The following is a 12,991-nucleotide window of genomic DNA, read 5'->3' as shown; positions in this document are numbered from 1 at the left end:
CGTGACTTGTTGATTATATCCTCTCTCTGAATTTCAGAGAGAGGTTTTTTATTTCAAGAACAGAGGGGAAGGAAAGATATGTTAAAGATAGCGGTTTACGGAAAAGGCGGAATCGGAAAGTCCACCATCTCATCTAATTTGTCAGTGGCCCTGGCGGAGCGGGGGTACAAAGTAATGCAGATAGGCTGCGACCCAAAGGCGGATTCCACCATACAGCTTCATCAGGGACTGACCGTGGCCTCCATCCTGGATATAATCCGGGCAAAGGGAGATAAGGCGGGTCTGGACGAACTGGTGACAGAGGGAAGCAAGGGTGTGCTCTGCGCTGAGGCAGGAGGACCTACCCCCGGCATGGGGTGCGCCGGGCGGGGAATCATCACTGCTTTTGAGGCATTGGAGGAGAGAAATGCATTTGAGGTTTATAAGCCGGACGTGGTCATTTATGATGTGCTGGGCGATGTTGTCTGCGGCGGGTTTGCCATGCCCATCCGGGAGGGGTATGCGGACAAGGTATTTATTGTTACATCCGGGGAAAACATGGCCATCTATGCGGCCGCCAATATTGCCACAGCAGTGAAATCCTTTGAGGCCAGAGGGTATGCCAGCCTGGGAGGCATCCTCCTTAACCGCAGAGGCGTGAAGCGGGAACAGGAAAAGGTGGAGGAGCTGGCAGAGGATATGGGAACGGAAATCATAGCTTCCCTGGATTACAGCTCCCTGGTGGGAGAGGCGGAGGAGCTTGGAAAGACGGTCATGGAAGCTTATCCGGACAGCGGCATTGCGGGTCAGTACAGGAAAATGGCGGATGCTGTTCTCGCGGCCTGCGGGGAGGAAGAGGTGAAGAGAGCCTATGCTTAAGAAACTGCATGAATGTGCCGGGGAGGGGATAGCCGGGCGGAGCATAACCGGGCAGAATAGAACCGGACAGAGTACAGCAGGCCAGGACGCGGCCCTTGCGCTGTCCCAGGTGGACAGCCTGGCCCCGTTTACCTACGGATTGGAGTACAGCGCCCCGGCCAGGGGAGGATGGACCATTGTGCATATCGGGATGCTGCTGCCGGAGAGCCACCAGGTGTTCGTGTGTGCCCAGAGCTGCCTGCGGGGCGTTGTATTGTCTGCTGCAGAGCTGAATGACAGCCGCCGTTTTTCCACTATATCCGTGGATGAGGAGTCGGTGCTGGAGGGGAACTGTGAGGATATCATCATTGAGGGCGTGACCCATATCCTGGAGGGTCTGCCGGTGCTGCCAAGGGCCCTGCTGCTGTTTACCAGCTGTATCCATCATTTTCTTGGAACAGATATGAAAATGGTATTCCGGGAGCTGAACACACGGTTTCCGCAGGTGGGCTTCGTGCAGTGCTGGATGAACCCCATTATGAGAAAGACAAAGATGCCGCCGGACCCGTTCATGAGAAAACAGCTGTATTCCCTGTTAAAGCCGGCAGATATGCACAGGCAGCAGATAAATATCATTGGCAATAACCTGGCCATGGGAAGGAGCTCAGAGCTGCACACTATATTGGAAAAAAACGGATTTTCCCTAAAAGATATATGCACCTGCCGGGACTTCGGGGAATATGAGGCCATGGCATCATCGCGGCTCAATCTGGTGACAAATCCGCTGGGGCGTCCTGCTGCGAAAGAACTCAGTGAGCGCCTGGGACAGGAGTGGGTCTATCTGCCGGTGAGCTATGACTGGGAACAGATAAGGGAGCACTGGAAATGCCTGTCGGATTTGCTGGAACTGGACTTTAATGCGGTGTGGAAAGACGGGGAACTGGACCAGCTGTGGCAGAAGGCGGAGACGGCCCTTGAAACGCTTGCAAGGAAACTGGAGGGATGGTCGGTGGCCATTGACTATACGGTTTCTTCCAGACCGCTGGGAATGGCCAGGCTGTTTGTGAAATGCGGTTTCCGGGTGGAACGGATTTATGCGGATACCATATCGCCGGAGGAGGAGGGTACGCTTGCCTGGCTGAAAGAACATTGTCCCCGGATGCTGCTCTGTCCCACGGTGTACCACAAGATGGCGGTGCTTCCCAGGACATGGCATCAGGAAAGGGGAGGAAAAGTGCTGGCAGTGGGACAGAAGGCTGCCTATTTCACAGGAACGCCTTATTTTGTAAACATGGTGGAGGACGGAGGACTGTACGGTTACGGCGGCATCCTGGAGCTGTCCGCCATGATGGAGGAGGCTGCCAGGGAAGAAAAGGATACGGAAAAACTGATACAGGTAAAAGGATGGGGGTGCTGCTGTTGAAACGGACAAACCGGATTCTGCCGGTATATGCGGCAGATATATCAGGGGTCTGCTCGGCCCTGTATGAGCTGGGCGGAATGACGGTGATGCATGATGCTTCAGGCTGTAATTCCACCTATACCACCCACGATGAGCCCAGATGGTACTCCATGGACAGCATGGTGTATATTTCGGCTCTGTCGGAGCTGGAAGCAGTCATGGGGGATGACGGAAAGCTGGTGCAGGATATTGTGGACGCTGCAGCGAATCTTCATCCGGCGTTCATATGTATGGGAGGAACCCCGATTCCCATGATGATGGGGACTGACTTTAAGGGAATTGCCAGGATGATTGAAAAACAGACCGGTATCCCAACCTTCGGCATTGCCACCAATGGAATGCACTCCTATGTCCGCGGGGCAGGGGAGGCGCTGAGGCAGATTGTGAAACGGTTCTGTCCGCCCGGAGCGGAGCTGCAAAAGCTGGCGGGAAATACAGGCAGCCCGGACGGAACCAGCCGCAAGGGGACGGAACGGGAGCATGCCCTGAGGGTGAATGTCCTGGGCGTTACCCCGCTGGATTTTTCACTTACGGGAAATACTGCCAGACTAAAGGATTTTCTCAGTGACCATGGAATGGAGAACGGGGGCTGCTGGGCCATGGAAAGCAGTCTGGATGAACTGCGTCTGGCCGGCCTGGCAGACGTAAATCTGGTGGTATCAGCAGCGGGGCTGCCTGCGGCCGGAGCGTTAAAGGAGCTGTACGGAATACCTTACGTGGTGGGAACACCTGTGGGAAGATTGACATCTGAACGGCTGGCAGGGTATATCAGGCAGGCGGCGGAAGCAGGTGAGAACCGCTGTTTGTTTGAACATGCTGAAAATGCGCTGCAGCCGGATTCAAATTCGCTTCAGCCGGAGGCCGGTTCCGCCGGGGCTGCCCGGCCTGACCTGGGGCTTTCCGGGCTGCCGGATGATTTGTCCGGTGAGAGGGTACTTATAATCGGGGAACAGGTCATTGCCGGTTCCCTGCGGTGCAGCCTGAGGGAGGAATTTGGAGCTGACCAGGTGACGGTGCTTTGTCCGGCCGGAGGAGAGAAGGACCTGGCCATGGAAGGAGATATCATTGACTGGGATGAGGATGAAGTTATTTCCGGTATAGCGGAGAGTACGGTTGTGGTGGCTGACCCCTTATACCGTCAGGTATGCCCTGCTGACAGAAATAGGGTGTTTGTGGATTTTCCCCATGAGGCATGTTCAGGCAGAATGTATCACAGCATTATGAAGCCCTTTGTGTGCTCTTTGGATTGTTCCGGGGAAAAATAAATGGAGGAAGAGGTATTATGAAAAAGCTAACAGCAATCATTTTAGGTGTGTGTCTTGGGGCAGCAGGACTTTCTGGCTGCCAGTCCGGGGCATCGGGGGCGTCTGCCCCAGGCGGTCAGGCTGCAGAAAGTCAGCGTCAGGAGGACAAGGGACAGAATGACAAGGGACAGAATGACAGCGGTCAGAACCCTGATGAGGGCCAGAGTGCAGACAAGGGCCGGAGGGAACCGCAGACCTCCCGGTCCGGCGGCACAGTGGTCATAACAGACCATGCAGGCAATCAGGTGGAGATACCCGGGGAAGTGAACCGGGTGGTGGTTACGGATATACTGCCGCTTCCCTCCATCATCACCGTGTTCCTGGGGTCCGGGGAAAAGATAGTGGGAATGGCCCCCGCCAGCATGAGCGCTGCCAAAACAGGGCTTTTGGGAGAGCTGTTTCCCGACATCCTGGATGCCAGTACGGATTTCATGAACGGCAGCGACATCAACATGGAAGAACTCATGAAGCTGGAACCGGATGTGGTATTTTACAATGCAGGCAGCAAGGAAATAGGGGAGGCCCTGCGCTCTGCCGGATTTGCGGCAGTTGCAGTATCTGTAAATAAATGGAATTACGACAGCATAGAGACGTATGACCAGTGGATTGGCCTACTGAGCCGGATTTTTCCGGAGAAGGGGGATACATCGGAGCGGGTGTCCCAATACAGCCAGAAGGTATATGAGGATATCCAGAGCAAGGTGTCAGGATTAAAGGATGAGGAGAGGAAGAATATCCTGTTCCTGTTTAATTACAGCGATACCACCATGGTGACCTCAGGCAGGAAATTTTTCGGTCAGTTCTGGTGCGACGCAGTGGGCGGACGCAATGTGGCTGAAGGCGTGGCAGCGGAGAATTCCAATGCAGTCATCAACATGGAACAGGTATATGAGTGGAATCCGGACATTATATTCATCACCAATTTTACCCCGGTCCAGCCTGAGGACCTCTATGAAAATGCAGTGGGACAGGATGACTGGAGTCCGGTAAAAGCAGTGCAGGACAAACAGGTATACAAGCTTCCCCTGGGAACCTACCGGAGCTATACGCCCAGCACGGATACGCCCATGACTCTTTTGTGGATGGCAAAACAGGTATATCCGGACCTGTTCCCGGATGTGGATATCACCCGGGAGGTAAAGAATTATTATGAGGAAATGTACGGTGTGGAGCTGAGCAGCCAGCAGGTACAGAGGATGTACCATCCTGGCCGGGAGGCAGCGGCCGGGTATAAGAAATAGGTGCCCGGGCATATTACCAGAACTATATGAGGATGGAACATAACCATGAGTGGAAGTAAACAAACGTGGAACCGGTACTGGACCCTGGGTTCCCTGGCAGTGATTTTTGCAGCTGCAGCTGCAGCTATGGCAATCGGACGTTTTACCATTGCTCCAAAGGAGCTGGCAGCCGTGCTGATACCGGGCTCCTTTCCCGGCGTCCAGGTGTCGGACCAGGTAAGGACGGTCATATCCAATATCCGTTTTCCAAGGGTGGTGCTGGCCCTATTGTCCGGAGCAGGACTGGCTGCTGCCGGGGCAGCATTCCAGGGGCTGTTTGCCAACCCCCTGGCCACCCCGGATACCCTGGGAGCTGCCAACGGGGCCTCCTTTGGCGCTGTCCTGGGTATCCTGTTAGGCCTTCCGGCCTTTGGCATACAGACTCTTGCCATGGCGGCCGGGGTGGCGGCCGTGCTTATGGCCTGGAGCGTGGCCCAGGTCAGGGGGACCATACCTCCGCTGATGGTCATACTGGCAGGCATGGTGGTCAGCTCCCTGTTTTCCGCCCTGGTATCCCTGGTAAAATATGCGGCGGACCCACAGGACGTGCTTCCGTCCATCACCTACTGGCTCATGGGCAGCATGGCATCCACCACCAGGACCACCCTTCTTATGGGGGCGCCCTTTATCATTGCGGGAAGTCTGCTTTTGTTCCTTTTGAGATGGAAACTCAATACCATGTCCCTTCCTGAGGACGAGGCAAAGTCCCTGGGCATTCCGGTGAAGAGAATCCGGAGCCTTGTAATTCTGGGGGCAGCCATGGTGACTGCGGCCGTGGTTTCCATGTGCGGGCAGATTGGGTGGGTAGGGCTTCTCATACCCCATATGGTGCGTATGATATTCGGAAATGACAACCGCTCCGTGGTACCCGCCAGCATGGCGTCGGGGGCTCTGTTCATGCTTATCATAGATACTGCGGCCAGGTCGGTAATGGCCACGGAAATACCTGTATCCATATTGACATCCCTTATAGGAGCGCCCTGTTTCATATTGCTGCTCAGAAAGACAGGAGGTATCCGTTTATGATATTTGAGGTGAAGGACGGGGGATTTGGTTATTCCTCCAATGATTGTATACTGGAACATGTGAATGTTTCCCTGGATGAGCCCCAGGTGCTGTCCATCCTGGGGGCCAACGGCGCAGGCAAGACCACCCTGCTTAAATGTATGCTGGGCCTTCTGGAATGGAAAACAGGAGGAACCTTTGTGGACGGCGTCAACATAAGGGACATACCGTATAACCAGCTGTGGCGGAAGGTGGGATACGTACCCCAGGCAAAGGCGTCTGCCTTTGCCTACAGCACAGAGGAAATGGTGCTTTTGGGGAGAAATGCGCATCTGGGCACCTTCGGGCAGCCTAAAAAGAGGGACTGGGAAATAGCAGGAGACTGTATGGAAGAGATTGGAATCGGATATCTTAAGGGTAAGCTCTGCAGCCATATAAGCGGCGGGGAACTGCAGATGGTTCTTATTGCCAGGGCACTGGCGTCGAATCCGTCCATCCTTGTGCTGGATGAACCGGAATCCAACCTGGATTTCAGGAACCAGCTCATTGTACTGGAAACCATTGAACGTCTGTGCAGGGAAAAACATATATCCGCCGTGGTCAACACCCATTATCCGGAACACGCCCTTTCCATATCCCAAAAAGCGCTGCTGCTCACTTCCCATGGTACTACCCTGTTTGGACCCACAGATGAGATACTCAGCGAGGAACACCTTAATGAGGCGTTTGGGGTGGAGGTCAGGCTGTATCCGCTGAAACTCAGGAACAGGACATATACCTGTGTCCTGCCTGTGGGATTAAAAGATAAAATGGAGAGAGGTGCATGATGGAGCAGGTGACCACACTGGTGGATAAGTTGGCAAAAACCCATATGCTATCTCGGGAGGAATTTATTTTCCTGCTGGATAACATAGGGGAGGAGGAATCCTATCTGTATGAAAAAGCCAGGGAAGCTGCCCTGGCTAATTACGGGAACCGGATTTATGTACGCGGTCTGATGGAATTTACTAATTACTGTAAAAATGACTGCTACTATTGCGGTATCCGGCGGAGCAACCAGAAGGCGTCCCGTTACAGGCTGTCGCCGGAACAGATTATGGAGTGCTGCCGGATTGGCTATGGACTGGGGTTTCGGACCTTTGTGCTCCAGGGAGGCGAGGACCCATGGTTTACGGATGAGAAGATAGCCTATCTGGTGGAGCGCATCAAACAGCAGTACCCGGACTGTGCGGTTACTCTGTCTGTGGGGGAGAAGGGATACAGTACTTACAAGCGGTGGTTTGATGCGGGGGCGGACCGTTATCTGCTGCGCCATGAGACAGCTAATCCATGCCATTATGCCAGTCTCCATCCCCCTCAGATGTCTTCTGAATACAGGAAGGAGTGCCTGCAGAACCTGAAGGCCATTGGATATCAGACCGGCTGCGGAATCATGGCGGGCTCGCCCTATCAGACAACGGCCCATATTGCGGAGGACCTGGAATTCATGCACGGCCTTCAGCCGGAGATGGTGGGAATCGGACCGTTCATCCCCCATCATGATACTCCTTTTAAGGACAGGCCCGCCGGAAGCCTCCGCCAGACTCTTTTGCTGCTGGCCATTGTACGGCTTATGCTTCCGGATGTGCTGCTGCCAGCCACCACAGCCCTGGGAACCATTGAACCGGACGGCAGGGAACAGGGGGTGATGGCAGGGGCCAATGTGGTGATGCCCAACCTGTCTCCCCTGGAAGTGCGGAAAAAGTATATGCTTTATGATAATAAAATCAGCACGGGAGTGGAAGCCGCAGCCAATATTAAAGAATTAAAGCGCAGGATGGCATCCATCGGGTATGAGGTTGTGACAGACCGGGGCGACCACAAAAAAATATAAAGGCAGTTACAGCCCTTTGAATCCTCATAATTACTTTGAAGGTTACTTTAAGTATAAATTCCTCTGTTTTACAGATACTACATTTACGGGCAACAAAGAAGATAAATGACAGAAAGTAAAATGGAGGAATTTTGTTTATGAAAGCTACAGGAATAGTCAGAAGAATTGATGATCTGGGCCGTGTGGTCATTCCAAAGGAGATTCGGAGGACCTTAAGGCTCAGGGAAGGTACGCCGTTAGAGATATTCACAGACAGGGAAGGAGAAATCATCCTTAAAAAATACTCGCCTATGATGGAACTCACCTCATTTGCCGTGCAGTATGCAGAGGCCATGGCACAGTCCACCGGCCTTTTCGTATGCATTACGGACAGGGACCAGGTCATAGCCGTGGCAGGAGGAGCCAAGAAGGACCTGCTTCAGAGAAATATCAGCCGTCAGCTGGAACAGGCCATCAATGAGAGGAGCACTGTCATTGCCGCCAGGGAAGACAAGGCATTCATCCAGCTGGTGGACGAGGAGCTGGAGGGAATCAGCGCCCAGGTGGTTGCGCCAATCATCTGTGAAGGCGATGCCATCGGCGCGGTGGCTCTCATGAGCCGCGAGCCCAGGGCCAAGTTCGGGGACGCCGAGGTAAAACTGGCATCCACGGCTGCCGGGTTTCTGGGACGGCAGATGGAAGGTTAACAGTTATACAGGGGTTTTACGGAAATATCCCGGTGCGGGGCAGCATGACTGCAGGCCTGTACCGGGATGTTTCTGTTTTCAGGCTTTTTTCCTGGTTACATTTGTGCTATACTGACATTATTGAAAAATGATGTGTAATTTGGGAAGGGTTAAAAGGTATACATAAGAACGGTATGGGAATGAGTGGTAACCGGGGATGCCGGCGGAGGGCGGTACTGATTGCGGCAGCCCTTGTGCTGGCAGTCCAGGCGCCTGTGCCAGGCCGCGCATCGCCTGTCACAAAGGCAGAGAAGGAAAAGCGCCGGGCAGAGGAAGAAAAGTCCCGGGCAGAGTCTGAGGCAGAGCAGCTGGAACAGAAGCTGGGAGAGTCCAGGCAGAAGGAACAGGACCTGGAGGATGAACTGGTAAGGCTGCTGGCCCTAAAGGATATACTGGAATCGGATATGGAAGAACTGAAGGCGCAGATTCACCAGGCCGGCTTGGATTACCGCCAGGCCGAGGAACAGCGCCGGACACAGTACGGGATTCTCAAAAAGAGGATTCAGTTCCTGTATGAGGAAGGGGATATCACTTATCTGGACATCCTTTTAAAGGCAAAGAGTATAGGGGATGTGGTCAGCCAGACCGAATATTTCAGACAGCTCTATGAATATGACCGGCAAATCATAGAGAGGTATGAACGGCTAAAGAAGGAAGCTGCCGGAAAAAAGGAGCTGCTGGAGGAGAAACAGTCCCAGCTGGAGGTCATGGAAGAGGAGAATGAGTCCCAGCAAAAGGAGCTGGAAGGCTTTATCCGGGAGAGGGAAAAAGAGAGCAGCGGATTTGCCCTTGAACTGGAGGCAGCCCGGACACGGGCCGCCCGCGCGGCCGGTGAAGTGAGAAGGAAGACAGAGGAGATACGCATTCTCAGGGCCAGGCAGGAGGAGGAACGTGCCAGGCAGGAGCGTATCAGGCAGGAGCATATCAGGCAGGAGCAGGAGCGCATCAGGCAGGAGCAGGGAAGCATAGGGCAGGGACCGGGAGGCGCCAATCAGGAGCCGCCGGTCCTGGGTCCGGGGCAGGAACCGGGAAGCAGCGGCAAGCCGGCAGAAAGCACGGGCGGCACTGAGTTCGGCAGAAATGTGGCGGACTATGCCCTGCAGTTTGTGGGAAATCCCTATATATACGGAGGTACAAGCCTGACCAACGGAACGGACTGCTCCGGTTTTACCCAGTCCGTATACCGGCATTTCGGCGTCAGTATCCCCAGAACATCGGGGGAACAGGCCGGATTTGGCAGAGAGGTACCGTATGAGGATATGGAGCCAGGGGATTTGGTGTGCTACTCCGGCCATGTGGCCATGTATATCGGCGGAGGCCGTATCGTACATGCCAGTTCCAGAAAAGAAGGTATCAAGGTGAGCAATGACCCGGCCTACCGGACCATTGTATCCATACGCAGGCCATGGCAGTAACGGGGATAAAGGATAAGGGGAGGTTTAAGATGGGGATTAGAAACAGGCTGATACATGTTTCCTGCAGGGCAGCGGCAGGATTGTTCCTTGTGCTGGGGGTATGGTGGTCCGCTGCCATGGTTTCTTATGCGGACGAGGCTATTAAGTCGGTGACCATAGCGGTTACCTCTTCCGTGGAGGTGGGGGGCAGCGCAAGCGTGTCAGCCACGGCGGACAGCACCAAGTATCATGTGGTGTCCTGCGGGTTTATCAATGGAAAGACATCCTGGAAGGCAGGGGAGACACCGCGTATAACCATTGAATTGGCTGCTGAGGACGAGTACTATTTCGGAAGCATCAGTTCCTCCAGCGCGCATATACGGGGCGCGGATTATGTGTCATCCAAGAAAAGCGATGCAAAGCGCAGCCTCACCATTACTGCAAAGCTAAAAGGCGTCAAGGGGACACTGGACCAGGTGGAAGAGGCCCATTGGGAGGAAACACCTTTGGGAAAAGCAAGATGGGCCAAGGTAGAGGGGGCCTCCTCCTACGAGGTAAAGCTGTTCTGTGATGAGAGCATGGTTTACCATGTGCCCAGGACCAATTCCGTCAGCTATGATTTCTTTCCCTATATGACGGAAGAAGGGGATTACTATTTCAAGGTAAGGGCTGTGGCAAAGTCGGAGTCAGAGTCTGACTATCTGAAAGCAGGAGGATGGACCGAGTCTGACAACCAGCAGATTACCAGGAAGGATGCCCAGGCAGCGGATAAGAGGGCCGTGTCCCAGGGAAAGGGAACCGCCGGTGTCAGTGTGAAGGACGGAACCGGACCCAATGCCCAGGCCCCCGGCTGGGCCCAGGACAAAAACGGCTGGTGGTACAGGAACCAGGACGGAAGTTATCCCGTGGGCTGCTGGCAGGAGATTGGCGGTAAGTGGTATCTGTTTGACATAAACGGATATATGCTTACGGGCTGGCAGTGGAAGAACGACAGGGAATACTACCTGACATCCAACGGGGACATGGTTACGGGCTGGCTTCAGTTCAACCGCATCTGGTATTACCTGGACCCGGAGAAAGGAAAGCTGACAGGACAGTGGCTGCAGCAGGGGAACGACTGGTACTATCTGAATCCGGACGGCAGTATGGCAACCGGGTGGCTGCTGTGGCAGGGGAATTGGTACTATCTGGACCCGTCAGGCGGGCGTATGGTGCGGGATATGGCTGTGGACCAGCATTATGTGAATCAGGAAGGGATATGGGTCCCGTAACCGGCAGAAGGAGGATAAAAGGATGTATGGATGGAAGAAGGCGGCTGCAGCCATGGGGATTTGGGCGTTGCTGGCAGCGGCATTCCCTGCTGTATCCATGGCAGCAGTAAAGACAGAGACAAGGACACCCATTACCAGCGTATCATTAAGGGTCCGCTCTGATGTGCAGGCGGATTATGAACTCAACGAGGCTACGGTGCATGCTACCACGGACAGCAGCCTGTATACCGTGGGCGCTTATAGATGGGTTGCCAAGAATAATAAGGATTACTGGGAGCCGGGGGATGAACCCAAGGTACAAATTGAGATACATGCCAGAAGCGGTTATTATTTCAACAGGGTCACAGGACCAAGCAAGTTCCAGATTGACGGAGCTTCCTATAAGTCGGTAAAAAAGACCAACAATGACGAAACCCTGCTTCTCACGGTACTGCTGACACCTGCTTCCGGCACCCTGGAGATACCGGACACAGCGGAATGGATGGGATACCCGCCGGGAAAAGCCACCTGGGCCCAGGTCCCTTACGCGGGCGCCTATGAGCTGAAGCTCTACCGCAATGGGCAGATGGTCCAGGGCATACCAAAGGTCATTGCCACTAATTACGATTTCTATCCTCTGATGACTGCGGCAGGGACATACCAGTTCCGCGTCAGGGCCATTCCCAAGGACACGGAGGAGACAGCCTATATCACCAGCAGCGACTGGGTATATTCAGACGAGCTGGACATAGACGCGGATGAGGTCTGCACACTGACCGGAGGGAACATGGGCGGTCCTGACAAGGGCGATGCACTGACGCCGTCCCAGCTGGGATGGATTAAGGACGATGAAGGATGGTGGTACAGGAATACGGACGGCACCTATCCCGCCGGAACCTGGAAAAACATTGACGGCAGATGGTATCTCTTTGATTTCAGCGGGTATATGCTGACCGGCTGGCAGCAGAAGGACGGCAATTATTATTTCCTGGATATCAACGGAGTCATGCAGACAGGCTGGTTACAGGACAGCCGTAAATGGTATTACCTGGGAAATGACGGCATCATGTATAAGGGATGGCTTGCGGCCGGGGACGGCATGTACTTCTTTGACCAGGACGGCAGCATGCATACAGGATGGCTCTTAGACAGCGGCAGCTGGTATTATATGAGTCCGGAAAACGGGCGCATGGTTAAGAATGCCTATGTGGAGGGACGGTATCTGGATGGTTCCGGTATCTGGCATGGTTAGGAACGCTAAAGCAGCTATGGGCAGGCTGCCATAGGGCAGTGTAGGATTAGGCAGCGGCAGGAAATGGAAAACATATCCTGCCGCTGCTTTTTATGCGGACTTTATATCAGCTTTATTGCATGGAAACAATTACCAACAACCTGTTTTCCCTGTAAACAGGGTCAAAATGGTTACAAAACAGTTCCAAAAACATTTATTTTTGTTGACTGAGTGACTGAATGGGGATATACTTAAAATATTGGATAATTGTGTAAATAACATGAGGTATACAGGGGGGAAGATTATGTTCATCATACCGGTTACAAGGATGGAGGGTGCGGGCTCTTTATCTGACTTAAAGGGAGACAGCACGGTTAAGGCGGTCCCGGAGAAGAGCTTTAACAATGTGCTTAAAGAAGCAGTCAGGGAGGCGGACCAGTCCATCAGGGACACCCGGATAATGGATATGAAGCTTGCATCAGGGCAGGTGGATAACCTGCATACCGCTTTGATACAGGCTGAAAAGTCAGCGGCAGCAGTGGAGTTCGCCACTCAGCTTACTTCAAAGGCAGTGAATGCCTATAATCAGATTATGGGTATGCAGGTCTAATACGGGATGAAGGATGTTAC

The 12,991-nt window shown here is 53.8% G+C and carries 12 protein-coding genes; all 12 read left to right on the top strand.

Going from position 1 to position 12,991, the window contains the following annotated elements; all coding sequences use genetic code 11:
* Positions 1 to 78 precede the first annotated feature (78 nt).
* The 12 genes from I2H39_RS10680 to I2H39_RS10625 all read left to right on the top strand — a co-directional run bounded on the left by I2H39_RS10680 (position 79) and on the right by I2H39_RS10625 (position 12,971).
* Entirely contained in the window at positions 79 to 858 is a 780-nt protein-coding gene (locus I2H39_RS10680; RefSeq protein WP_195626431.1) for a nitrogenase iron protein NifH, read from the top strand.
* Positions 851 to 2,260 carry a nitrogenase component 1 gene (locus I2H39_RS10675; protein WP_195626430.1) on the top strand — a complete coding sequence of 470 codons (1,410 nt, stop codon included), beginning with the start codon at positions 851 to 853 and terminating at the stop codon, positions 2,258 to 2,260. The genes I2H39_RS10680 and I2H39_RS10675 overlap by 8 nt, the downstream gene beginning before the upstream one ends.
* On the top strand, positions 2,242 to 3,564 hold the full coding sequence (locus I2H39_RS10670) for a nitrogenase component 1 (RefSeq protein ID WP_195626429.1): 1,323 nt from the start codon (positions 2,242 to 2,244) through the stop codon (positions 3,562 to 3,564). The genes I2H39_RS10675 and I2H39_RS10670 overlap by 19 nt, the downstream gene beginning before the upstream one ends.
* 17 nt (positions 3,565 to 3,581) lie before the next feature.
* Entirely contained in the window at positions 3,582 to 4,844 is a 1,263-nt protein-coding gene (locus I2H39_RS10665; protein ID WP_195626428.1) for an ABC transporter substrate-binding protein, read from the top strand.
* 45 nt (positions 4,845 to 4,889) lie between these two features.
* Positions 4,890 to 5,909, top strand: a complete 1,020-nt coding sequence (locus tag I2H39_RS10660; protein WP_138310717.1) for an iron ABC transporter permease — start codon at positions 4,890 to 4,892, stop codon at positions 5,907 to 5,909.
* Positions 5,906 to 6,715, top strand: coding sequence for an ABC transporter ATP-binding protein (locus I2H39_RS10655; protein ID WP_195626427.1), 810 nt, complete (start codon positions 5,906 to 5,908; stop codon positions 6,713 to 6,715). The genes I2H39_RS10660 and I2H39_RS10655 overlap by 4 nt, the downstream gene beginning before the upstream one ends.
* Positions 6,715 to 7,761 (top strand): [FeFe] hydrogenase H-cluster radical SAM maturase HydE, encoded by a 1,047-nt coding sequence (gene hydE, locus I2H39_RS10650; protein ID WP_195626496.1) that lies wholly within the window; start codon positions 6,715 to 6,717, stop codon positions 7,759 to 7,761. The genes I2H39_RS10655 and hydE overlap by 1 nt, the downstream gene beginning before the upstream one ends.
* A gap of 137 nt (positions 7,762 to 7,898) precedes the next feature.
* Complete coding sequence (gene spoVT, locus I2H39_RS10645; protein ID WP_138310715.1) at positions 7,899 to 8,447, top strand: stage V sporulation protein T; 549 nt, start codon at positions 7,899 to 7,901, stop codon at positions 8,445 to 8,447.
* A gap of 179 nt (positions 8,448 to 8,626) precedes the next feature.
* Positions 8,627 to 9,901, top strand: a complete 1,275-nt coding sequence (locus tag I2H39_RS10640) for a C40 family peptidase (RefSeq protein ID WP_227147113.1) — start codon at positions 8,627 to 8,629, stop codon at positions 9,899 to 9,901.
* A gap of 29 nt (positions 9,902 to 9,930) precedes the next feature.
* A complete protein-coding gene (locus I2H39_RS10635) occupies positions 9,931 to 11,151 on the top strand; it encodes an N-acetylmuramoyl-L-alanine amidase family protein (protein WP_138310713.1) in 1,221 nt (406 codons plus the stop codon).
* A 22-nt stretch (positions 11,152 to 11,173) separates the two neighbouring features.
* On the top strand, positions 11,174 to 12,382 hold the full coding sequence (locus tag I2H39_RS10630) for an N-acetylmuramoyl-L-alanine amidase family protein (RefSeq protein ID WP_195626425.1): 1,209 nt from the start codon (positions 11,174 to 11,176) through the stop codon (positions 12,380 to 12,382).
* A gap of 259 nt (positions 12,383 to 12,641) precedes the next feature.
* A complete protein-coding gene (locus tag I2H39_RS10625) occupies positions 12,642 to 12,971 on the top strand; it encodes a flagellar hook-basal body complex protein FliE (protein WP_330640705.1) in 330 nt (109 codons plus the stop codon).
* Positions 12,972 to 12,991 lie beyond the last annotated feature (20 nt).

The sequence above is a fragment of the Clostridium sp. 1001283B150225_161107_B6 genome, from assembly GCF_015556325.1.
Taxonomy (GTDB): domain Bacteria; phylum Bacillota; class Clostridia; order Lachnospirales; family Lachnospiraceae; genus Enterocloster.
The sequence above is the reverse complement of the archived record's forward strand: the minus strand, read 5'-3'. Positions and strand labels throughout refer to the sequence as shown.